The sequence below is a fragment of the Priestia sp. FSL R5-0597 genome, from assembly GCF_038006305.1.
GTDB classification, from domain to species: domain Bacteria; phylum Bacillota; class Bacilli; order Bacillales; family Bacillaceae_H; genus Priestia; species Priestia zanthoxyli.
In genome coordinates, this window is record NZ_JBBOUZ010000001.1 from 1,980,667 (window position 1) to 2,003,477 (window position 22,811).

Consider the following 22,811-nt stretch of genomic DNA (forward strand, 5'->3'; position numbering starts at 1 on the left):
TCATTTAACGTGGAGGGATACGTGTGGATTTACAGTTGCAAAGTAAAAATGTACTCATTACCGGTGGATCAAAAGGGATTGGGAAAGCTATAGCTGCTTTGTTTATTCAAGAAGGAGCAAACGTTGGAATTGCTGCAAGAGGAGAGGAAGCATTACAGCATGCACAGTCAGAATTAGAAAACGTACGTACATATACAGCAGATCTAACAAACGAAGCGGATAGAGTTGCGTTAATTAAGAAATTCATTAACGACTTTGGGAGTATTGATATTTTAATTAATAACGCTGGAGGAAGTAATGGAAGCACGGCAATGGAAACAGATTTATCTCTTTTTCAGGAAGCAATGGAGCTAAACTACTTTTCAGCTGTCCACTTGAGCAAGCTAGCAGCAGCTCGTATGACAAAAGATGCGGCAATCGTTAATGTTACGTCTATTTTTGGGAGAGAAAGTGGAGGGAAAGTTACGTACAATAATGCAAAAGCAGCGCTTATCAGCTTTACAAAGTCATTTGCAGATGAAATGATTTCTAAAGGAATTCGTGTAAACGGTGTTGCTCCGGGAAGCATTTTGCACGAGACGGGTAATTGGAAAAAGAGAATGGAGGAAAATCCGGAAAAGATTAAGCAGTTTGTTGAAAATGAAATACCAGCGGGCCGCTTTGGAGAGCCAGAAGAAGTGGCAAACGCCGTTGTTTTTTTAGCATCTTCTCAAGCTTCATGGATAGTAGGTGCGACGTTAAACGTAGATGGTGGACAGTCAAAAATGAACTTTTAAAAAAAGTGCAGGAATTTCCTGCACTTTTTCATTATCCAATATCTTTTTGCATACGAGGAATCTGAAAATCTTCATTAATTGCGTCCGCTGTAAGCTGACCTGATAATGTCACCATCGGCACGCCGCCTCCAGGGTGTGTAGAGCCTCCTACAAAATAAAGGTTAGAAAGAAGCTGACTTCTTGCCGGAATTTTAAACCCTCCATTTTTCTTACGGTCAGTTGCTACGCCATAAATGGACCCGCCGTTAGCGCCGTAAAGCTCTTGGATATCGTTAGGAGTAAACGTATATTCAAACTCAATGCTGGAACGTAAGTCTTCTAATCCCATTGCCTCAAGCTTTTTTAGTACGACATCACGGTAGCGGTCTTTTAATGCAGCCCAGTCGTCGCCTTCTTTTAAAGGAGGTACATGAGTAAGAACGAACAGGTTTTCTTTTCCTTCAGGAGCTTGCGTAGGATCTGATTTAGATGATACGCCAATGTAAATTGTCGGATCCATCGCTATTTTCCCTTTGTTAAAGATTGTATCAAACTCTTCTTTCTGATCCTTTGAGAAGAAGAAATTGTGATGTTGAAGCTGCTTGTACTGTTTGTTAACCCCTAATAAAAGAACAAGGCCAGAAACAGTAGGTTCAAATTTTGCAAGCTGCTGAGTTTGCTTAGCTGCTTGCGCATGATTTTTTAATAAATAGCGGTAAGTTGGAATGGCTTCTAGATTAGATACCACAACATCTGCTGATAGGCTTTCACCGTTTTCTAGTGTAATTCCAGTTGCCTTTGCTCCGCTTGTTGTGATTTCTTTTACTGGCGTATTTAGATGCACAGTGACGCCAAGTTCTTGAAGGAGCTTATCCATCGCTTCAGCAATTTTGTACATTCCGCCTTTTACGTAATAAATACCTAACCCTAGCTGAACGTGAGCAAGCTGCGTTAATACAGCTGGCGCATGATAAGGAGAAGAACCGATGTACATAATTAAAAAATTAAACAATTGACGCAAATGTTTGTTTGAAAAATATTTGCGTGTAGTAGCATCCATAGATCTCATTGGATCCATTTGAAGCAGTTCTTTTACCGTGTGCATCGTTCGTAAATCGTGCAGTCCAGATAAACTTTTTTTATAAAAACTTTTTAAGTTCGATTCGTACATTTTATTTGCATAAGATAAATAGTCAAAAAAACCTTCAATGTCTTCTGGAGCAAGTTCTTGAAGCTGCTGAAGCATGCGAGGAAGGTCACTGGTCAAATCAATTTGTGTTCCATCTTGGAAAAAAGTTCTCCACTGAGGCTCAATTCGTTCTATTGTCAAGTAGTCGTGGATATTGCGGCCTGCACTGTCAAACAGCTGCTCTAGCACCCACGGCATTGTTAAAATAGAAGGTCCCGTATCGAAAGAAAACCCTTTGCCGCTGCGAATATTTAACTTACCGCCAATTCGCTCGCTTTTTTCAACGACTGTTACATCATATCCATCAGCTGACAGACGAATAGCAGCTGACAGACCACCTAAACCTGCGCCTACAACAATTACTTTCTTTTTCATCTTTTTCCTCCTTATAAAACAAAAGCGAGTTGTCAACAATGTGTATAAAATGACTTCACGCAAAATAAAAATAGGTCTACAACTTTTTATTTTGTCCAGTTCGCTAATTTTCATACGTGAAGGAAAGGAGAAAGAGATGTCTTTTTTACTGGTTGCTCTTGTCTTGACAGGTACGCTTGTCATCACTATCCCTACATTTAAACGTGTAAAAATAGTAAGAAACGATATGTCATGTTTATCCATTATTATTCCAGCTAGAAATGAAGAAAAAAACCTTACCTTTTTATTGCAGTCACTCCAGTTACAGAACGCTGACTTTGAAGTGATTGTTGTAGATGACAACTCAACAGATCATACTGAGCGGGTAGCCAGAGCATTTGGCGTGAAAGTAGTGCACCCGGGGACACTTCCAGCTGGATGGTTAGGAAAGTCATGGGCATGCTGGAATGGAGCAAGAGAAGCAAAAGGCTCGGTGCTTTTGTTTTTAGATGCTGATCTTACAGTAGAGAAAGACGGAATTGAAAAAGTATTTTTCTACTATCAACAGCAAGGGGGGGTGCTGTCGGTTCATCCTTATCATCTTGTTAAGAGGCCTTATGAAATGTTTTCTGCTTTATTTCACTATGTTACGTTTGCATCGATTGGCGCTTTTCACCCCTTTAAAAATTGGAAAAGTCCTTCCGTCGGTTTCGGGCAGTGCTTGCTTTGCAGCGCAGCCTCCTACTTTCAAAGCGGAGGTCACGAAGGGATAAAAAAAGAAGTGGTTGAAAATATGGCACTGGTTGAGAAAATGAGCAAACAAGGTGAATTTATTACGTGTATGAGTGGACAAGGAGCTCTTTCCATGCGCATGTATCCAGATGGTATGAAAAGCCTGATAAGAGGGTGGAGTAAAAGCTTTGCTTCAGGTGCGGGGAAAACGGAAGCCATTTATTTATTTCTAGTAAGTTTATGGCTTACTAGCATGATTAATTATGTTCTTTTTTTACCTACTCTATGGAATCAACATGCAGGCTTGGCAATTAGCAGTTATGTTTGCTATGTCAGTCTCTTATTTAATAGCTTAAGAAAAATAGGTTCGTTTACTTTTTTTTCTTTGTGCTTATTTCCTATTCACGTGCTGTTTTTTCTGGGCCTATTCGTATGGTCTTTCATCCAAACAGCGGTGAGAAAGCAAGTTAAATGGAAAGAACGCAGCATATCTATAGAAGAAGAAAAAAAGAAGAAAGTGATAAAATGACAGGCGCTCAGCTCTTAATTAATATCATGGCATGGTTTGTGATTCACATGTTCATCGCCTACAGGTGCACAAAAATTTCTGCCTTTTATTTAAAAAAAGACCTTGCGCTGTTTAAGGTTCACAGCTGGGAAACAGTTGGAATATATAAAAAATTCGGGGTACACCGATGGAAAACGTGGCTTCCTGATGCAGGAAAGCTATTTAAACGAGGGTTTTATAAAAAGAAATGGGAGAGTAGAACGAAGGAATATGCACAGCTTTTTTTAATGGAAACAAATCGAGCAGAGTTAACTCACTGGATCAGCATACTTCCTTCTATTCTTTTTTTTATATGGAACTCTCCTTCTATAGGTGTTTGGATGGTTATTTATGCGATTATTGCAAACGTACCGTTTATTTTGGTTCAACGATATAATCGAATACGGATTCATCAAGTCGTTTTAAAACTCAAACGAAATTAATTAACATGCCTTTGGCTCCGAGTAGGGGCCTCGGTTTTTATCTTTTTCTCCTTATTTGAAGACAATAATTTCTTGGATAAAAGAAAAAAAGAAGCAAAGGCGATATAAATACTAAAAAACACTAAAAATCCCCATAAGCCTGCTATGGCATCATCAAATTCCATGTTGCCTCGAGTGGTAATTCCTTGCTGAATTTCAATAGCAAAAACTAAGACAAGCATAACCGTAAGAGTGTAGATAAAAGAAATAGCTGTAATACTAAATTTCCATTTTGACAATAATTTAAAGATCATATAAACGCTTAAAAACGTGAGCAGTCCAATAATGCCAATAATCCAGAAGTGAAGTTCTTTATCTGAAAGAGAAAATCCTAGTAAATAAAAAATATAAATTAATCCATCGTGCAATACATTAATAATATTTGTAATGAAAACAATACATTCTTTCATTTTTTCTCCTTTATAAAAATGTAAGACGTTTAAACTTCTAGGTATACAAGTATACGTAGCCCGTACTCATTCCAATTTTATATAAAAAATGCACTTTCTAGATCAAATATTAAAGAGATCTGAAATTTCAAATAATATTTATAATTTATATTATAAACAAAAAGGTAAAAAAATAAAAATTTTCGATGCAAACTGACACATTTTTTTCATATTTAAAGAAAGAAATAACTCAGAATATGTGGTTTACTGTAGAAAGAAAAGAAAATAAGAGGCATTGATATAACAAATATTCACAAGTGCTTTTATGCATTCTCTTGTAAAGCAGAAGGAAAACTAAGGCAAGTGTTAAATTTATATGTATAGTGGACAAAATAAAAAATAAATATAAAATAGTGAAACCTAAAGAGAAGCTGTCCGTATTAAATAGTGAGAAGAAAAAAGCGCAGGATATATTTGTGTTTGAAAGCCGATAGAGCTGGGAATAAGAAAGTAGTTATTTTCTCACGTTTGGTGAAAATTATACGTAGCGGTGTTGACAATTTTTTTTAAAGAGTTAAAATGTGAAAGAACAGATTAGCTCTCTTACATTTTTTGTAAGGGAGATTTCTTTTTACATTTACTATAAAAATAAAAGTGAGCTTAAATTTCAATAGAGACAGAGGTGGGAATATGAAACAGCTCATGACAAACGGTAAAAATATTTTTTCGAAACAACTGCCGTTATTTCTAATTGCAGTTTTGTTGTTTTGGATTAAAACGTATACCGTTTATCGTATCGAATTTAACTTAGGGCTAGATAATTTTATGCAAAAGTTCTTACTTTTCATAAACCCAATTGGTTCGGCAATTTTCTTTTTTGCCATTGCATTACTATTTAAAGGGCGCGGAAAAGTACGAGCACTGCTTGGAATGAATTTTTTACTTTCATTCATCCTGTACGCAAATGTAGTATACTATCGCTTCTTTAATGATTTTATTACTGTTCCTGTATTGACTCAGTCAAACAACTTTGGTCAATTAGGCGGCAGTGCTATGGCTTTAATTAGCCCAACTGATATTTTATACTTCACAGATTTCTTTATTCTTTTAGTTTTAGTATTATGGAAAAAAGTTGACTTACCAGCAACAATTAGTCGACGTACTGTGACAGGTGTATTTTTATCAGGGATTTTATTCTTAAGTGCCAACATCGCACTAGCGGAAATGGATCGTCCTCAACTATTAACAAGAACATTTGACCGCAACTATTTAGTAAAATATTTAGGAACGTATAACTATACGATCTATGACATCATCCAGAGCTCGAAATCTTCAGCACAGCGCGCGCTAGCAGATAGCAGTGATGTGGCTGAGGTAGAGAACTATGCAAAAGCAACGTATGCTGAACCGAACAAAGAATATTTCGGTCAAGCAAAAGGCAAAAACGTTATCTATATTTCATTAGAATCACTTCAGTCATTTATGATTGGTTATAAGTTAAATGGTGAAGAAGTAACGCCATTCTTAAATTCACTATTAAAAGATCAGAACACAATGTATTTCGATAACTTCTTCCATCAAACAGGGCAAGGTAAAACGTCAGATGCTGAATTCATGATGGAGAACTCATTATTCGGCTTACCTCAAGGTTCTGTATTTACAACAAAAGCAAATAACACCTATCAGTCGCTATCTGGTATTCTAGATCAGCAAGGCTATACAACATCTGTGTTCCACGGAAATGGAAAATCGTTCTGGAACCGTGATGAGATGTATAAATCAATGGGTGTAGAAAAATTCTTTGATTCAGCTTATTACAATATGTCAGACGAAGATACGCTGAACTATGGTTTAAAAGATAAACCATTCTTTAAAGAATCAATGCCGTACCTAAAAGGCTTAAAGCAGCCATTTAGCGCGAAGTTCATTACGTTATCAAACCACTTCCCTTATCCATTAGATAAGGAAGACCAAACGATTGGACCTCATAATACGGGAGATAAGTCAGTTGACCAATACTTCCAAACGGCTCGTTATTTAGATGAATCAATTAAGCAATTCTTTGAGGACTTACAGGCCTCTGGCTTAGCAGACAATACGATGGTTGTGATGTACGGTGACCACTATGGTATTTCTGAAAACCATAAGCGTGCAATGGGCAAAGTAATGGGTAAAAACATCAATGATTTTGAACAAGCTCAACTGCAGCGCGTACCATTATTTATTACTTCACCAGGCCTTAAAGGCGGCGTAAATCATACGTATGGTGGAGATGTAGATGTTCGTCCAACAGTGATGCATTTATTAGGTCTTGATACAAAAGACTATATTGACTTTGGTACAGACTTATTATCAAAAGAACATCAGCAAGTTGTACCTTTCCGTAACGGTGACTTTGTTACACCGAAGGTAACAAAAGTTGATCAGAAAGTGTATGACAACGCAACGGGCAAGCAGCTTTCAGATAAGGAAGCGAAACAGTATGATAAGTATGATGAACTAGTTAAGAAAAAGCTAGAACTATCAGATAAACTTGTTTACGGAGACTTACTCCGCTTTCATACACCAGAAGGGTTCAAACCAATTGAACGTTCGAAGTATGATTACAACAAGCGCGAAGATCAATAAAAAACAGGCAGCTATAAAAGCTGCCTGTTTTTTTGTTTTGTGAAACTTTTAAGGGATTTATCCGTATATAAATTATAACAGTAATCGTTTTAAGAGATGGGAAGACAATGGTATAATATGTATACGTTTAAAAGTTCGGTCACATTTAAGATAGGAGTGAAAGCGATGAAAGTCGTTCGAATCATAAAAAAGATTCTTGCCATTTGGGTAACAGGAGCAGTAGCCGTTCCGGTCAGCTATTTTGGATTCAGTACCACGATGATTCAATCCGTTGGCATTAGTGTAGGAGTAATGGTCGTGATGAGCCTGTTTTTTATTATGAGCAGTGCTCGACGTCATTATCAAAATCCATATAGAGAAGAAATTGCATACGTGCGTCATCAAGTAAAAGAGGCAAGAAAGCAATTAAGAACCATTGGAAGCTATCGTTTTAAAATTCGGTCTGTTCATATGTGGACAGAACTTTCTAAACTATACAAAGTAGGCAAAAGCATCATTGAAATGGTAGAAAAAGAGCCCGCACGATATAAAGATGTTCAGCCCTTTTTTACGAACTACTTACAATCAACGGTTACCGTCATTGAAAGGTATATGTTTTTATTATCAAAACCAACGAAAAGCATAGAAGTAAAAGAAAGTCTTCATGAAGCGGAAGACATGCTGCGCGGGTTATCAGGGAAGTATGAGCATTTATTAACAAATGCTCTTTCACAAGATAAGCTGACATTAGATGTAGAGCTTAAAGTGCTAAAGCAAGCATTTGAAGAAGAGCAGCCGTATATACCGACAGCTACTAATCGCACAAAGTAATGTAAATGCAAAGGATGGGATTTTATGATGAAAGAATATGATCAAAATAAATCGTTAGATGCGCTGCTTGATGATCCTTTTGCTTCGCCTACCCCGCAGTTACAACCGGATACTCGCGCTGCAAAAAGAAGCACATACGATGATTTGACACCGGAATATCAGGAAAAAGCACAGAAAATCGCAAATCAAATTGATTATAAAAATCAGCAGGCTATCTTACAGTACGGGGTAGCAGCTCAGTCAGAACTATCTCAGTTTTCTCAATCTGTACTACAGCATGTTCAAACGAAAGATACAGGACCAGTAGGAGACGTTATAGGAGATTTGATGAGTAAGATTCGCCAAGTAAATCCCGATGACTTTTCTTCAAAGAAAAAAGGAGTCATCGGTCGATTGTTTTCAGGAGTCTCTAGACCTATTCAAAATTTATTAACAAAATATCAAAGCATTAATGTTGAAATTGATAAAATTGCAGATAAGTTAGAGCGCTCAAAACAAATGCTGTATCGAGACATTACAATGTTAGATAGCTTATATGATAAAAATAAACAGTTTTATGAGGCGCTTAACGTTTACATTGCAGCGGCAGAATACAAGTTAGTGGGGCTGCAGAATGAAACGCTGCCCCAGCTGCAGCAAACAGCCTCTCAAAAAAATGACTACTTGATGGCTCAGGAGGTCAATGATTTAAATCAATTTATCAATAGGCTAGAAAAACGAGTGCACGATTTAAAGCTGAGCCGTCAAATTGCCATTCAAAGTGCACCGCAGATTCGATTAATTCAAGAAGTCAATCAGACCCTTGTGGAAAAAATTCAAAGCTCTATTTTAACAGCTATTCCACTTTGGAAAAATCAAGTAGTCATCGCAACCACTTTATTGCGCCAAAAGAAAGCAATGGAAGCCCAAAAACAAGTATCTAAGACAACAAACGACTTGCTTACTAAAAATTCAGAGCTGCTCAAGCAGAATACAATTGAAGTAGCTCGTGAAAACGAGGCAGGGATTGTCGATATCGAAACATTGAAAAAAACGCAGTCCGACTTGATTACTACGTTAGAAGAAGTACTAAAGATACAAGAAGAAGGGCGTACAAAGCGTACCGAGGCAGAATCAGAGCTGTATCAAATGGAAAAAGATTTAAAAACCAAACTGTTAGATATGAAATAAAGAAAAAGTCGGTTTACACACTTTGTAAACCGACTTTTTTTCTGTTTTATGCATTTTGAAGTGTTTTCGCCATTTCCAAAAACGGAGTTAAATCCCTTTCGGATTTAGGAGCAAAGATCGTTAATCGGAAAGTAGGGTGTTGATTTTGCTTTCGAACAAGAAAGCCGTATGCATTACTTTTATCATCGGACGCTTTGTACGCAGCTTCTATCTCTAAGCTAGATTGAATGAGGTGCGTGTCAAGGGAAGCCACTTCCGAAAAGCCAGCTCTTAAAATTTCTTTTGTTTCTTTCTTCAGCTCCTCTACACTTTTATTTGAGGGAAACACTTCAATCCGCATCCACAAAGCATCATTTTTTTTATTGTAAATGACATCTTTTCGGGGCTCTTCTTCTGTAAACTCGTATCCTTCTAGTACGTAAAGCGTATAGTTTTGATTACTGCTTCTTTTAAGATAACCTACATCTGTTCTGCTGCTTCCTTTGTAAGGATAGGTGAAGTTTTGCTGTGGCAAGCGTTCTCTTGGAATTTCTTTTTGTGTGTTGATAAGCTCTTCGCGAAAAGCAGTTGAACAGCCACTCATCAAACATATAAAACAAACAAGAAATATCTTTTTTTTCATAGCTGGCTTCCTTATCTATTTTCATTCATGCGTTTTTACTGAGTTAACAATTGAAATTAACTTTTTTTCATCATCGGAATTTTTAGCCGTAACCATCGTGATTTTTAAAGCAGGGTGCCCCTTTGTTTCTCTTAATACATATAGTTTTGCCGTTTCTTTTTTACTCCCAGACATAGATGCAAACACAACGGGTTGAATAAATGGGGATGTAGAAGAAATTTTTAACGATTTTCCAAACTGGTCATCAAACAATTCTTTTGAACGATCTAGATATGGTGTGCTTGTACTTTCTTTCCCGGAAAGGACTTCAATTCGCATCCACGTATAGGGAGTCTTGGTTGAAAAAAGAATATCTTTTCCATCTTCTTCTTTTTGAAGCGTATATTCACCGGGCAATGAAAGAGAATATCCTTGTTCGCTTACGGTGAGCTGCTGATGTTTCTCGTTGCTTTCACTGATTGCTTTAACAGAAGGCAGTATAACCATGGTTCCGCTTATCATTAACAGAAGCGCTAAATAAAATTTTCGCATGTATATATCTCCTATTCAAAACGCTAGAAAGCGTGTAATTACTATATAAAAATGTTTTCGCCATGTTAGAAGCCGTAGGTTTATTTTTGACTTTTTGGTAAAGCTAAAAACACAATCAATTAGTAATGGAGAGAAGACTATGAAAAACCGTAAATCAACTTCTGCAGCTAATCGCCGTCAACAGCGCGTGTGTTTGGGTGATGAACGATTATTTGCAGTTGGTATTAAAGCGTTTATTGACAATACGCATGAATCACACCTAGACAAAAAAGGAGGTCATTGAGTGAAATGGTGCTTGTCAATTATTATTATTGTTTCCATTAATTTCTACGGTATTCAGGTGGATGCTGCAAAGAAGAGCAGATTTTATTATGAAAGAAAAGGAGATATCGTGTGGGAAGTTCCCATGAAAGATGAGAAGTTAATTGCGCTTACATTTGATGATGGACCAGATCCTAAATATACGCCGACTATTTTAAATTTATTGCAAAAATACGGTGCCAAAGCAACTTTTTTTGTAGTCGGCGATCGAATAACGTCATTTCCCAAGCTTGCTCAAAGAGAAGTTCGTGAAGGTCATGAACTTGCTAATCATACATATAGCCATTTGAAAGTAAGGGGCCAGGAAGTAGAGAGAATTGAACAAGAAATTGAAAAAGCCGATGAACGTATACAAGCTATTACAGGAATAAAACCTTACCTGTTTCGTCCACCTACTGGTTATTATGACGATCGGGTAGTAAAAGCTGCTAAAAATCAGCAGTATACGATTATTCTTTGGTCTTGGCATCAAGATACATTTGATTGGAGAAATCCAGGCGTCGGTAAAATTGTAAGTCAAGTGCTTAACCATGCCAGGTCAGGAGATATTGTATTGTTTCATGATACGGGAGGAGATCGAACTCAAACCATTGAAGCATTAAAACAAATTTTACCGAAGTTAAAGGAAGAGGGGTATAAATTTGTAACGGTCTCAGAACTTTTAAAACATCATCCCAATTATAAATCTCTTTATTTGATGCAACAGCAAAAACAGCACTCCGTTCAATAAGCGGGTGCTGTTTTTCTAGTAAAAGCTTTAGCTAATCTTTTAACTGGTTTTTCCTTCTCTTTCGTCCCCATCAGACGTATTTTTTTGGAAAAATGCTTTTACTTTATCTCGTTTTTTCTTCGAAATAAGAATATATAATGTATCACCTGCAAAAATTTGTGTATTTCCTCTAGGTGTAAGTAATTTATCATCTCGAATAACAGCAGTCACTAAAATGTCTTCAGGGAGGTGAAGTTCTTCAAGCGATTTACCTGATATATCTGCATGTTCCACGAGCTTCAACTCAATCATTTCATTTTTGGTTTTGCCCATCGAAACAAGCTCGAGACTGTGAGGAACCGTCTCTTTTTCACCTTGAGAAAGGTTTAGAAATTTGGCTAAAGGAGCGATTGTTGCTCCTTGAAGAAGAGCGGAAGTTAAGACCACAAAGAAAACGACGTTAAAAATGAGCGTGCTGTTCTCCAAACCTGCCATCATAGGATAAGTAGCCAATACAATTGGAACAGCTCCTTTTAAACCGGCCCAAGAAATAAACAGTTTTTCTTTGGATGAGTATTTAGCAAACATCATCGAAAGAAATACGCCGAGTGGACGAGCGACAAACATAAGTAAAAGAGATAACAGTATACCCTGCCAAATGATATCTAGCAGTTGATTAGGAAAGACAAGAAGGCCGAGTAAAATAAACATTAAAATTTGCATCATCCATGCAAAACCTTCGTTAAAGCGGACAATTGTGTGACGATAAGTTAGATCTGCATTTCCTACTACCACTGCCATTACGTATACAGCAAGTAGACCGCTTGCCTCTACAAATGTGGAAATTCCATAGGTTAAGGCGGCCAATGACAATGTAAGCACAGGGTAAAGCCCAGAAGAATCCAAATTAATTCGATTAATAATCCAAACGGATGCTTTTCCAAGTACTAAACCAAGTACCAGCCCGATTCCCATTTGCCAAAAGAAATTAAAGATTAATGAGAGGATAGGAGAGTCTGGATGTTGAATTAATTCAATAATAGAAACGGTTAAGAAAATGGCCATCGGATCGTTGGAACCAGATTCTGCTTCTAGCGTGGAGTTTAGTTTTTGGCGGATGTTCTGTGTCCCTAGTACAGAGAACACGGCTGCGGCATCTGTAGAGCCAACGATTGCCCCAAATAAAAAGCCTTCAAGCCAAGTAACACCTAAAATATATTTGGCAAGTACACCCGTTAAAACTGTCGTAATGAGGACTCCGAAAGTAGCTAATGAAACGGAAGGGCGAACAACGCGTTTAACATCTTTCCATTTGGTCTGCACGCCTCCATCAAAAAGAATAATGATAAGCGCTAATATTCCGAATCCTTGTGTTAAAAGAGCATTGTCAAAGTAGATGTAGTGGCTAACAACCATTCCTACAATAATAAAGAGTACAAGCGAAGGGACCCCAAGGCGAGTAGAGAACTTTGCAGTAAGTACCCCTATGACAAGGAGAATGGATAATAAGAGAATTGAATGGTCTACCGTAAAATCCAAAAAATACACCTCTTTTGTTCAAAATTTTTATGTAAGCAATAAGTGAGGTTCCTCTATAATAATTGTAGCATAATGGATTTAAAACCTTGAGAAATCTGCTTATCAAAAAAAGAGATGCATAAACATCTCTTTTTTGGTCATGTATGAATAACAGGGATAGATTCTTATTTAACATCTTGCTCGTGATAAAGATGAGGAGCTTTAAATGTTGCTTTCTTTTTAACGGAAGAACCTTGTTGGTCTGGACGGGAACGATCGTAAATAGCTGTTCCAACAATCTCAGCCACATCTTGAAGTTTTTCTTTGCTTATTTTATCAAGGGTATCTTCAGGCGTATGATACCAAGGTTCAGACGGACTGTGAATAAATAGAGCAGCCGGTATTCCTGCCTCTGCAAAAGGAACGTGATCACTGCGGCCGCCAGCTTGGAATGGCGTAGGTGATCCATTTAATCTTGTACTTGAAGCTTGAGCTAATTCTGTGACAAGATTTGGTGTTCCATCAGCTGTATTCATCACCAAATCTCCCGCATCTCGACTTCCTACCATGTCTAAATTAAACATTCCAACAATACGATTTTTCTCATTTTCAGATAGCTCACTAACATAATGCTCGGATCCTAGTAAGCCTACTTCTTCAGCCCCGAATGTAACAAATCGCAGTTCTGTATCGGTAGGAAGAGTTTTAAATACGCGAGCTAATTCAAGCACCATTGCTGTTCCAGAAGCATCGTCATTTGCCCCAGGTGCTCCGGCCACAGAATCATGATGAGCACCTACTACAATAATATCATTTGTTCCTTTTTTCTTAAAAGTAGAAGGTTTAGCAGCGGTTACATTATAAGATGTTCGCTCACTTACGACAGCTCCTTCAATTTTTACTGTACCTGAAGGCTTTTCGCCTTTTTGAATAGAAGTAAGAATCTTTTCACCTTCTTCTTTGGTAACAGCAAGAGACGGAATGTAGTTATCATTAGCGCCGCCAAGCGTTCCGTTTAGCTCACCGTCTGTATTATTAAAAATAATGACGGCTGCAGCCCCTTTTTCAGCAGCATTTAATACTTTTTCACCAAAAGTAATAGTGCCTCGCTGAACTAATACAATTTTACCTGTCACATCTTTGTTTGCTAAATTATCTTTTGTACCCAGCCCTCCATCGACAATTTCAGCTGTGACATTTCCATTGGTGCTATAAGTAAAAGTTGTTGGAGAGTAGCCGGTACCGTTTACGCTTAGTGAAAAACTAGCTGCTGGTGTGTAACCGGTAAAGGTAAAAGGTTCCACTTCGCTCTCATAGCCTAGTTTAGACAAACGCTTTTGAACAAATGTAGCAGCTTCGCGTTCAGCTTCAGTTCCTGCCACACGAGATTTTTTTGAGAGATACGCAATGTCTTGATAAATTTTCTCAGCATTGATTTTTTTTAATACTTTTTGTTCAGAACTTTGATGGTGAGAAGCATTTGCAGAAGTAGAAGCTTGTACACTTGTAAAAGATAAAGTCAAACTTGTGGCTACAGCCAAAGAAATCACGGTTTTTTTCATTAAAATCCCCCTAAATTTATCGATGTAGTTGGTACTATTCGAATTTACAATATTAAGAAAATACAAAAAAGAGTATTATTACCTAAATGTTCCAGGATATTCCGTATCTAAATTCCTATTTTAATAGAGAAAATAATTCAAATAAAATGAAAATGCGGAAACAAATAAAGAGGATAAAAGAAACTGTGTCAAAAGTAATAAGAAAAGGTATTAGATAAGAATAAAAAAATAAGGTAAACTAGTTTAAAAGTAAGAAGAATATTCAGAACTTAATTGATGAAACATAGAGAGTATTCACATAAAAAACAAAGGCTGGTGGGAAATATTGATAAAAAATAGGGAGGGTGTACGAAAAGCAGCGGCGGTAACGGGTCTTCTGCTTTTAGGGGTGTACACCGTCTTTCAAACAATGGCATTTTTTAAAGGAGCATATGCTCTTAGCAGTTTGATAAAAGATAGTTTACTAGTGGGCATAACGGCTGGCACGTTTTATTTACTTCATAAGCGTTCGGTTTATACCCAGGTGTCTGATGAACAGTATCAGCTTGCTACATTAATAAACTCAATGCCAGATTTTATTTGTTTTAAAGATGGAGCTGGCAAATGGGTGGCGGTGAACGATTTTGGAAGAGAACTTTATCATTTAAAGGGTATTGATTACAGGGGTAAAACCGATGCAGAGCTTGGGGAGCTTGTGCCTTTCTTTCAAGCGGCTTTCTTACACTGTATTTCATCGGATGAAGAAGCTTGGAGAAAAAAGGAAAAGGTACGCATGGAAGAAGCATTTGAAATACCAAACGGCGAGGTCAAAACATTTGACGTCATTAAAGTACCTGTGTTTTTTGATGATGGCTCAAGAAAAGCTCTTATTACGATTGGACGAGATATCACTCAGCAAAAGCTTGCAGAAGCGCTTCTGATAAAAAAGGAAAAGCTTTCTGTAGTAGGCGAATTAGCTGCTGGAATTGCCCATGAAATTAGAAATCCGCTTACGAGTATTAAAGGGTTTGTTCAGCTCATGAAAGAAACAGACCGATCCGCGGTAGGGTATGCTAATATCATGCTTGATGAGCTGGAACGAATTAATGGTATTGTTAGTGAAATGCTCCTGTTGTCAAAACCTGAAAGTGAACATTTTCGCGTGTTTTCTCTTACAGAAGCGGTTAAGTATGTAATGAGTCTAACTTCCCATGAAGCTTTATTGAAAAATATTGACTTCTTATACGATGAACAAACAAATAACGCTAGTGTATATGGAAATAAAAATCACCTTATCCAAGTATTACTTAATGTTTTTAAAAACGCAATTGAAGCCATGGATAAGCCTGGAAATATTTATATCACAATCAAAACAGCGCAGGATGACCATATTTTTATAGAAGTTAGAGATGAAGGAGTAGGAATTTCTAAAGACCGTCTAGAACATATAGGAGAACCGTTTTTTACTTTAAAAGAAAAAGGAATGGGGCTTGGATTAACAATCAGCTCTAAAATTATTCATGATCATCACGGTACCCTGCAGATTGAGAGTGAACAGAAAAAAGGGACGATTGTTAAAATCCGACTGCCTCTGTATGTCGAAGATACGGCGGTTTTTGCAAGCAAATGAAATGTTGTAAACGAAAAGTAATGAAAACGTCATCCATTTCTTATTGCTAAACGCAGCTGTACATGATGTAATAAAAGAAACGAACATGTCAGGAAGGTAGCAAAATGAGACGTGCAGATCAAAAAATTATATTACCGTATACACCGGAAAATTTAAGAATGCTATTGCTTCAAGTATGTGACGGAGAAAATCCGTTTTCCCATCAAGACCTTGCGTATTGGTGTGATAAATATACTCTCCATTATTATGAGTATGAAGCGGATGAAACGCAGTGGATGAATGATATGCAGCAGACAGATAATAGGCAAGATCTAGCTAAATCCTATGCCATTGCTAAAGATATTGGCTGGCAGTGGTACTTTTATATGGCTAGAGGAACGACGCTATCTGATATTCAATATGTCGAGCTTCACGAACTAGAATTACCCAGACATTTGTTTGTAAAATGGCTAAATGAATTATATGAAATGTAATCCTATATATGAATTGTAGTACATCCGGTCTGATGAAAGAAAGGCCATCTCTGGTAACGGAGCAAAAGACCACTGAAGTACATACAAGCGTAAAATAGAAAGCTAAGGAAAATCCTTAGCTTTTTTGTTTTGTCAAAATTATTCAAAAAAACTGTCTTTAGGAAAAAACATAAAACCTAGTTGACTTATTGGTATTGTTGTATTATAAGTAATAGAGACATAAATTATGGAAAAATTACAGGGGGAACATCTATGAATAACTTATTAGTCATTCTAAACATCCTTATTATGCTGGCACTGCTTGCGGGGCTGTTTATGATGCAGAAAAAACATGTATCATTTTCAAAGCGTGTGTTCACGGCGCTTGGCCTAGGGATTATTTTTGGCTTTGCTCTTCAGTGGGTGTATGGTCCGACTCATGAAGTAACGATAGCGACCGCCGATTGGTTTAGCATTGTAGGAAGCGGATATGTGAAGTTTCTTCAAATGATTGTCATGCCGCTTGTATTTGTATCGATTGTAGCGGCATTCACTCGTTTGAAATTGACGAGCAATATTGGAAAGATTAGTAGTTTAATTATTGGGATTTTGCTTGTCACAACAGCGATAGCAGCTGCAATTGGTATTTTTACAACAACGAGCTTTAATTTAGAATCTGTCCAAATCACAAAAGGGGAAGCGGAACTTCAGCGCGGAGAGGACTTGGAAAACAATTTATCTAGTTTAGAAGCAAAAACAATTCCGCAGCAAGTAGTAGAATTATTACCTGCTAACCCGTTTCTTGATTTAACAGGCGCACGATCAACTTCCACGATTGGCGTTGTCATCTTTGCCGCATTTGTTGGAATTGCGTATTTAGGCGTGAAGCGTAAAAAAGCTGAGGAAGCGGCGTTATTTTCAAAAATTATTGATACGCTTTATGCAATTGTCATGCGTGTAGTGACGCTAATTCTTCGTTTAACTCCTTATGGGGTACTTGCAATTATGACCAAAACAGTAGCAACGAGTGATATTGATGCAATTGTTAAACTTGGAAAATTTGTTGTAGCATCATATGTCGCATTGGCAGCTATGTTTATCGTTCACTTAGTTATTCTAACAATCATCGGTGTAAATCCGATCACATATGTTAAGAAAGTATTTCCTGTATTGGCGTTTGCCTTTACTTCTCGTACGAGTGCTGGAGCATTGCCTTTGAATGTTAACACACAAACAAGACAGTTAGGGGTTCCAGAAGGAATTGCGAATTTTGCAGGTTCATTTGGTCTTACAATCGGTCAAAACGGATGCGCTGGAATATATCCAGCTATGTTAGCCGTTATGATTGCACCAACGGTAGGTATTGATCCTTTAACGCCTTCATTTATTTTCACGTTGATTGCCATTGTAGCAATTAGTTCGTTTGGCGTAGCAGGGGTTGGCGGAGGAGCGACATTTGCGGCTTTACTTGTATTATCTTCTATGAATTTGCCCGTAGCGCTAGCAGGCTTATTAATTTCAGTAGAACCACTGATTGATATGGGACGTACGGCACTTAATGTAAGTGGAAGCATGACAGCCGGAGTCGTAACTAGTAAACTAACAAAAGAGTTAGATACAAACGTATACAACGATCAAACCATCTCACCTGAAACAGCAGAAGTGTAAAAGAGATACGGTATCCATAGTTAACATTGTTAACTATGGATTTTTTTTCTTTATCCGCATAAAATAGGAAAAAATACTTATGATAACGCTTTCAAAAAAGGTTATAGTGAAAAATGTGTACGTACTTTATTTTACGGGAGGGTTTTAATTGAAACGTAGTTGGACTAAATATACAATGGTACTGACGGCTTTACTCTTACTAGTAAGCTCTTTTTTTAGCCCGTTTATGCAATCGTTTGCATCTGCAGCGGATACCACAAAACTCACGATTCACTATCAGCCTGCTTCAAACGATACAAAAGAATGGGGATTATGGGTTTTTCCTGAAGGAGGAGAAGGGAAGCCTTACGCATTTACAGGGGAAGATCAATTTGGAAAAGTAGCGGAAGTTGAACTACCCGGTACTTATGACAAAGTAGGTTTTATTGTACGAACAGAGTCGTGGGAAAAAGATGGAGGAGACCGCTTCGTTTCAGTGGAGAACGGTGAAGGAGAAGTATGGGTAAAAAGTGGAGATGAACATACATATACGTCTCCTCCTGACGGTGAATATCGAGATTTACCGGAATTTGATAAAGTAAACGTTACCTTAAACTATCATCGGTACGATGGAGATTATAGCGGGTGGAACATTTGGACATGGCCAGGTGATGAAAAAGAAGGCAAGCAAATCGAATTTACGGAAGACACGAATTTTGGGAAGAAAGCAACTTACACAATTAACAGTGGAAGTGGTAATTTATTTGACAAAATTGGTTTTATTGTACACCATTCTACTAGTGATAGCGATTGGGAAAATAAAGACGGAGGAAACCGCTTTATTACCAAGGTTGGTAAAGATGGGAATGTAGAAGTATGGATTGTTCAAGGGCAAAATCGAATTTATTACGATAGAACTGGAGTAGATCTCACTCGGAAAATCATGAAGGCGACGATGGATACATTTAATCAAATCACCTTAGAAACAAACGTGCCGTTTGACTCTTCTAAGAGTTTAGGAGACATTGAAATTGACGGAGCTCAAATTGAGAAAGTGACACCTTATAAAGAGGGAGGAGACGCTGTTACTACTAAAATTAAAATCATAACAAAACGGCCTTTGGACGTTACACAAACGTATAGAGTTAAGCAAAAAGGATACGGATCAGCTGATGTAGTCAATGGAAATGTCGTGCGTACGAAAGAATTTGACGAAAAGTATGCATATAGCGGAAACGATTTAGGAAACACATATTCTAAGAAACAAACAAATTTTCGCGTATGGGCTCCAACTGCAAGCGAAGCCAAGCTAGTGACTTATTCGTCATGGAACTCGAAAGCTTTAAAAGAAATTTCTATGACTAAAAGTGAAAAAGGAACGTGGAAAGCGGAGTTAAAAGGAAATCAAGATGAACTAATTTATACGTACAAAGTAAAAATTGGGAACGTCTGGAATGAAGCGGTTGATCCATATGTACGAGCAACAACGGTCAATGGAGATCGCGGAGTCGTCGTAGATTTGGCTAAAACAAATCCGAAAAAGTGGAGTACAAATAAGCCGAAATTTAAAAATCCAGAAGATGCCATTATCTATGAACTGCACGTACGAGATTTATCGTCTCAAAAAGAGAGCGGTATCAAAAACAAAGGAAAATATTTAGGCGTAGCGGAGTGGAATACGAAAGGACCAAATGGAGTAAAAACAGGACTCAGTCATATTAAAGATTTAGGTGTAACGCACGTCCAGTTCCTGCCTATTTACGATTATCGTACGGTGGATGAAACGAAATTAAACGAGCCGCAGTTTAACTGGGGATATGATCCGAAAAATTATAACGTCCCAGAAGGCTCTTATTCAACAAACCCATATAATCCTAAGACTAGAATTATTGAGCTCAAACAAATGATTCAAACGCTTCATGACAAGCAGCTTCGCATGGTAATGGACGTTGTTTATAATCACGTGTATGCAGTGAGTGAGCATAGCTTTGATAAACTAGTTCCAGGCTACTACTTCCGTTATAAAGAAGATGGAACTCTATCCAACGGAACAGGTGTTGGAAACGACACGGCGTCTGAACGGAAAATGGTTCGGAAGTTTATCGTAGATTCTGTTGCGTATTGGGCAAAAGAGTACCACATTGACGGGTTTCGGTTTGATTTAATGGGGATTCACGATACAAAGACAATGAATGAAGTGAGAAAGAAGTTAGATGAACTTGATCCTTCCATTATCGTCTTAGGAGAGGGCTGGGATCTAGGAACCGAGCTTGACGCTAAGCTCAAAGCTAACCAGAAAAACGCTCAGGATATGAAGCGCATCGCTCACTTTAATGACGGTATGCGGGATGGTCTTAAAGGCAGCGTATTTTTTGATCATGACAACGGATTTGTGAATGGAAAGCAAGGACAAGAAAAGCTCATACAGCAAAGTATAGCAGCTGGAATTGATTATGATCGTTCAACTGCCACGTATGAAGATCCAGATCAAGTTGTTACGTATGTAGAAGCGCACGATAACCATACTTTATGGGATAAGCTTCAGCTGACGAACCCTGCTGACACCGAGCAAACGAAAAAGCAAATGCACAAGCTTGCTTCTTCTATTATTTTAACATCTCAAGGAATGAACTTTATACATGCAGGTCAAGAGTTTATGAGAACAAAAGGCGGAGACCATAACAGCTATCAGTCACCCGATTCTGTCAATCAGCTAGATTGGAAGCGCCGAGCAGCTTTCAGACAAGAAGTAAATTACATGAAGGGACTTATTGCGCTTCGAAAGCAATATTCGTCATTTAGAATGACGAGTGCACAGGCTATTCATCAAAATTTACGCTTTGTTGATGCACCAGCAAACGTAGTAGGTTATACGTTAAATGCTAAAGCTAATAAAGATAAAGCAAACGAAATAATGGTGATTCATAATGCAAATAAACAAGCTCAAACGGTTCATTTGCCTTCTAACAGAACGTGGAGATTACTTGTTGACGGCGAGCGGGCCGGAACAAAAACGCTCCGTACGGTGAAAGGAAATACAATAAACGTTTCGCCTCTTTCGACATTTGTACTAGTAAGATAAGTTTTAGATAGCTAGAATGCATGTAGAAAAATTCGGAATATTGTATGCAAAATTGTTGATTTTACTAGATAACATGGTAAAATATTCATTGTTAGCGTTTTCAAAATTCGTGGGGAGGTATGTATTTGATGCAAAATCTTGGAGCGAAAAAAGTTGAAATGAGTCCGAAAGTAGTGGAGTTTTTAAAAGGAGTTAAACAGCTATACATTAATGGCGAATGGGTAGACTCTGTTTCAGGAAAAACGTTTGAAACAGTAAATCCAGCAACGGGTGAAAAGTTGGCAGATGTAGCTGAAGCAAATCCAGAGGATATTGATCGCGCCGTCAGAGCGGCTAGAGAAGCCTTTGATCATGGACCTTGGACAAAGATGTCAGCAGCTGAAAGAAGTCGACTTATTTATAAATTAGCTGATTTAATGGAAACACATCAATTGGAACTTGCGCAGCTTGAAACGCTTGATAACGGAAAACCAATTCGTGAAACATCAAATGCAGACATTCCATTAGCCATCGAACATTTCCGCTACTTTGCAGGGTGGTCAACTAAAATGGTTGGACAAACTATTCCTGTGCAAGGAGCGTATTTTAACTATACGAGATATGAACCAGTAGGAGTTGTTGGCCAAATTATTCCGTGGAACTTCCCGCTTTTAATGGCCGCTTGGAAGCTCGGAGCCGCTTTGGCAACTGGATGTACAATTGTGCTCAAGCCAGCCGAGCAAACGCCTCTTTCTGCACTTTACTTAGCTCGACTAGCCGATGAAGCAGGATTCCCAAAAGGCGTGCTAAACATTGTGCCAGGCTACGGGAAAACAGCAGGTGAACCGCTCGTTCATCATGATCTTGTCGATAAAATTGCTTTTACAGGATCTACTGCTGTCGGAAAAGCAATTATGAAACAAGCTAGCGACTCTTTAAAGCGTGTGACGTTAGAGCTTGGAGGAAAATCACCAAACATTATCCTCCCGGATGCAGACTTAACAAAAGCTGTTCCTGGTGCGCTTTCAGGTATTATGTTTAACCAGGGACAAGTATGTTGTGCTGGAAGTCGTCTGTATGTCCAAAAAAGCTTATATGATAATGTCGTAGCTGATTTAGTTTCTCAAACGAAATCTATTAAACAAGGAAATGGATTAGCTGATGAGACAACAATGGGTCCGCTTGTATCTGCGCAGCAGCAAAAACGAGTGAAAACCTATATTGATAAAGGAATTGAAGAAGGAGCGGAAGTACTCGCAGGAGGAAACATACCGTTTGATCAAGGCTATTTCGTAGAACCGACTATCTTTGCAGATGTCGATCATTCGATGACGATTGCTCGTGAAGAAATCTTTGGTCCGGTTGTAGCTGCTATGCCGTTTGACGATCTTGATGATTTGATTGCCAAAGCAAATGATACAGCATATGGTCTAGCAGCAGGCGTTTGGACACAGGATTTAAAGAAAGCACACTATATTGCTCATGGTATTAAAGCGGGTACAGTTTGGGTGAACTGTTACAACGTATTTGATGCAGCAAGCCCGTTTGGAGGTTATAAGCAGTCGGGAATTGGTCGTGAAATGGGAAGCTATGCGCTTGATAATTACACTGAAGTGAAAAGCGTATGGATCAATATGGAATAATAAGTAAGATTTTTTGTGAAAATCAATAGCATATCTTTGTGTGAAAAAGAGTAGTCTTTAGTGGACTACTCTTTTATTTG

At 37.9% G+C, this 22,811-nt stretch carries 19 protein-coding genes; 13 read left to right on the plus strand and 6 right to left on the minus strand.

The genetic code is table 11. From position 1 onward, the window contains the following. The first annotated feature begins 23 nt into the window (after positions 1-23). Positions 24-776 carry an SDR family NAD(P)-dependent oxidoreductase gene (locus MKX72_RS10105; RefSeq protein WP_033578776.1) on the plus strand — a complete coding sequence of 251 codons (753 nt, stop codon included), beginning with the start codon at positions 24-26 and terminating at the stop codon, positions 774-776. A 31-nt stretch (positions 777-807) separates the two neighbouring features. Here MKX72_RS10105 and MKX72_RS10110 read toward each other — a convergent pair whose 3' ends face one another. Next, positions 808-2,319: a phytoene desaturase family protein gene (locus MKX72_RS10110; RefSeq protein ID WP_033578777.1), complete on the minus strand. Its 1,512-nt coding sequence runs from the start codon at positions 2,317-2,319 to the stop codon at positions 808-810. A gap of 136 nt (positions 2,320-2,455) precedes the next feature. Between MKX72_RS10110 and MKX72_RS10115 the strand changes: the two genes are divergently transcribed. Both MKX72_RS10115 and MKX72_RS10120 read left to right on the plus strand, forming a co-directional pair. Further along, positions 2,456-3,559, plus strand: a complete 1,104-nt coding sequence (locus MKX72_RS10115; protein WP_155008175.1) for a glycosyltransferase — start codon at positions 2,456-2,458, stop codon at positions 3,557-3,559. Further along, positions 3,502-4,020 (plus strand): glycosyl-4,4'-diaponeurosporenoate acyltransferase CrtO family protein, encoded by a 519-nt coding sequence (locus tag MKX72_RS10120; RefSeq protein WP_228307693.1) that lies wholly within the window; start codon positions 3,502-3,504, stop codon positions 4,018-4,020. The genes MKX72_RS10115 and MKX72_RS10120 overlap by 58 nt, the downstream gene beginning before the upstream one ends. Here MKX72_RS10120 and MKX72_RS10125 read toward each other — a convergent pair. Then, a complete protein-coding gene (locus MKX72_RS10125) occupies positions 4,017-4,469 on the minus strand; it encodes a hypothetical protein (RefSeq protein ID WP_013056728.1) in 453 nt (150 codons plus the stop codon). The two genes, MKX72_RS10120 and MKX72_RS10125, sit on opposite strands and share 4 nt — an antisense overlap. A 669-nt stretch (positions 4,470-5,138) precedes the next feature. Between MKX72_RS10125 and MKX72_RS10130 the strand changes: the two genes are divergently transcribed. The 3 genes from MKX72_RS10130 to MKX72_RS10140 all read left to right on the plus strand — a co-directional run bounded on the left by MKX72_RS10130 (position 5,139) and on the right by MKX72_RS10140 (position 9,056). Next, positions 5,139-7,076 carry an LTA synthase family protein gene (locus tag MKX72_RS10130; protein ID WP_013056729.1) on the plus strand — a complete coding sequence of 646 codons (1,938 nt, stop codon included), beginning with the start codon at positions 5,139-5,141 and terminating at the stop codon, positions 7,074-7,076. A gap of 165 nt (positions 7,077-7,241) precedes the next feature. After that, complete coding sequence (locus MKX72_RS10135) at positions 7,242-7,886, plus strand: 5-bromo-4-chloroindolyl phosphate hydrolysis family protein (RefSeq protein WP_033578779.1); 645 nt, start codon at positions 7,242-7,244, stop codon at positions 7,884-7,886. 24 nt (positions 7,887-7,910) lie between these two features. Continuing rightward, entirely contained in the window at positions 7,911-9,056 is a 1,146-nt protein-coding gene (locus MKX72_RS10140; RefSeq protein WP_098626775.1) for a toxic anion resistance protein, read from the plus strand. A gap of 46 nt (positions 9,057-9,102) precedes the next feature. Here MKX72_RS10140 and MKX72_RS10145 read toward each other — a convergent pair whose 3' ends face one another. Both MKX72_RS10145 and MKX72_RS10150 read right to left on the minus strand, forming a co-directional pair. Next, positions 9,103-9,678 carry a hypothetical protein gene (locus MKX72_RS10145; protein WP_033578781.1) on the minus strand — a complete coding sequence of 192 codons (576 nt, stop codon included), beginning with the start codon at positions 9,676-9,678 and terminating at the stop codon, positions 9,103-9,105. Between the two features lie 21 nt (positions 9,679-9,699). Continuing rightward, the gene (locus tag MKX72_RS10150; protein WP_033578782.1) at positions 9,700-10,209 is read right to left on the minus strand and encodes a hypothetical protein; all 510 of its coding nucleotides are present in this window, start codon (positions 10,207-10,209) and stop codon (positions 9,700-9,702) included. 139 nt (positions 10,210-10,348) lie between these two features. On the opposite strand from MKX72_RS10150, the gene MKX72_RS10155 reads away from it, so the two are divergent. Both MKX72_RS10155 and MKX72_RS10160 read left to right on the plus strand, forming a co-directional pair. Continuing rightward, positions 10,349-10,492: a hypothetical protein gene (locus MKX72_RS10155; protein WP_013056734.1), complete on the plus strand. Its 144-nt coding sequence runs from the start codon at positions 10,349-10,351 to the stop codon at positions 10,490-10,492. Beyond that, positions 10,493-11,260, plus strand: a complete 768-nt coding sequence (locus MKX72_RS10160) for a polysaccharide deacetylase family protein (protein ID WP_033578783.1) — start codon at positions 10,493-10,495, stop codon at positions 11,258-11,260. 39 nt (positions 11,261-11,299) lie between these two features. Here the strand turns inward: MKX72_RS10160 and MKX72_RS10165 are convergent, their stop codons facing one another. Then, entirely contained in the window at positions 11,300-12,778 is a 1,479-nt protein-coding gene (locus MKX72_RS10165) for a potassium/proton antiporter (protein ID WP_033578784.1), read from the minus strand. A gap of 164 nt (positions 12,779-12,942) precedes the next feature. Next, positions 12,943-14,319: a M28 family peptidase gene (locus tag MKX72_RS10170; RefSeq protein WP_033578785.1), complete on the minus strand. Its 1,377-nt coding sequence runs from the start codon at positions 14,317-14,319 to the stop codon at positions 12,943-12,945. Between the two features lie 325 nt (positions 14,320-14,644). Between MKX72_RS10170 and MKX72_RS10175 the strand changes: the two genes are divergently transcribed. The 5 genes from MKX72_RS10175 to MKX72_RS10195 all read left to right on the plus strand — a co-directional run bounded on the left by MKX72_RS10175 (position 14,645) and on the right by MKX72_RS10195 (position 22,731). Continuing rightward, positions 14,645-15,928 (plus strand): ATP-binding protein, encoded by a 1,284-nt coding sequence (locus MKX72_RS10175; protein ID WP_033578786.1) that lies wholly within the window; start codon positions 14,645-14,647, stop codon positions 15,926-15,928. A 104-nt stretch (positions 15,929-16,032) separates the two neighbouring features. Then, positions 16,033-16,401, plus strand: a complete 369-nt coding sequence (locus tag MKX72_RS10180) for a hypothetical protein (RefSeq protein ID WP_013056739.1) — start codon at positions 16,033-16,035, stop codon at positions 16,399-16,401. 252 nt (positions 16,402-16,653) lie between these two features. Beyond that, positions 16,654-18,048, plus strand: coding sequence for an L-cystine transporter (locus MKX72_RS10185; RefSeq protein ID WP_034269283.1), 1,395 nt, complete (start codon positions 16,654-16,656; stop codon positions 18,046-18,048). A 175-nt stretch (positions 18,049-18,223) separates the two neighbouring features. Beyond that, the gene (pulA, locus tag MKX72_RS10190; protein ID WP_412973662.1) at positions 18,224-21,109 is read left to right on the plus strand and encodes a type I pullulanase; all 2,886 of its coding nucleotides are present in this window, start codon (positions 18,224-18,226) and stop codon (positions 21,107-21,109) included. A 128-nt stretch (positions 21,110-21,237) separates the two neighbouring features. Beyond that, positions 21,238-22,731, plus strand: a complete 1,494-nt coding sequence (locus MKX72_RS10195) for an aldehyde dehydrogenase family protein (RefSeq protein ID WP_013082880.1) — start codon at positions 21,238-21,240, stop codon at positions 22,729-22,731. Positions 22,732-22,811: the final 80 nt, after the last annotated feature.

Coding starts and splice junctions, on each gene's coding strand:
- MKX72_RS10110 (WP_033578777.1), bottom strand. CDS start 2,319: ATGAAAAAGAAAGTAATTGTTGTAGGCGCAGGTTTAGGTGGTCTGTCA.
- MKX72_RS10115 (WP_155008175.1), top strand. CDS start 2,456: ATGTCTTTTTTACTGGTTGCTCTTGTCTTGACAGGTACGCTTGTCATC.
- MKX72_RS10120 (WP_228307693.1), top strand. CDS start 3,502: ATGGAAAGAACGCAGCATATCTATAGAAGAAGAAAAAAAGAAGAAAGT.
- MKX72_RS10125 (WP_013056728.1), bottom strand. CDS start 4,469: ATGAAAGAATGTATTGTTTTCATTACAAATATTATTAATGTATTGCAC.
- MKX72_RS10130 (WP_013056729.1), top strand. CDS start 5,139: ATGAAACAGCTCATGACAAACGGTAAAAATATTTTTTCGAAACAACTG.
- MKX72_RS10135 (WP_033578779.1), top strand. CDS start 7,242: ATGAAAGTCGTTCGAATCATAAAAAAGATTCTTGCCATTTGGGTAACA.
- MKX72_RS10140 (WP_098626775.1), top strand. CDS start 7,911: ATGATGAAAGAATATGATCAAAATAAATCGTTAGATGCGCTGCTTGAT.
- MKX72_RS10145 (WP_033578781.1), bottom strand. CDS start 9,678: ATGAAAAAAAAGATATTTCTTGTTTGTTTTATATGTTTGATGAGTGGC.
- MKX72_RS10150 (WP_033578782.1), bottom strand. CDS start 10,209: ATGCGAAAATTTTATTTAGCGCTTCTGTTAATGATAAGCGGAACCATG.
- MKX72_RS10155 (WP_013056734.1), top strand. CDS start 10,349: ATGAAAAACCGTAAATCAACTTCTGCAGCTAATCGCCGTCAACAGCGC.
- MKX72_RS10170 (WP_033578785.1), bottom strand. CDS start 14,319: ATGAAAAAAACCGTGATTTCTTTGGCTGTAGCCACAAGTTTGACTTTA.
- MKX72_RS10180 (WP_013056739.1), top strand. CDS start 16,033: ATGAGACGTGCAGATCAAAAAATTATATTACCGTATACACCGGAAAAT.
- MKX72_RS10185 (WP_034269283.1), top strand. CDS start 16,654: ATGAATAACTTATTAGTCATTCTAAACATCCTTATTATGCTGGCACTG.
- pulA (WP_412973662.1), top strand. CDS start 18,224: ATGGTACTGACGGCTTTACTCTTACTAGTAAGCTCTTTTTTTAGCCCG.
- MKX72_RS10195 (WP_013082880.1), top strand. CDS start 21,238: ATGCAAAATCTTGGAGCGAAAAAAGTTGAAATGAGTCCGAAAGTAGTG.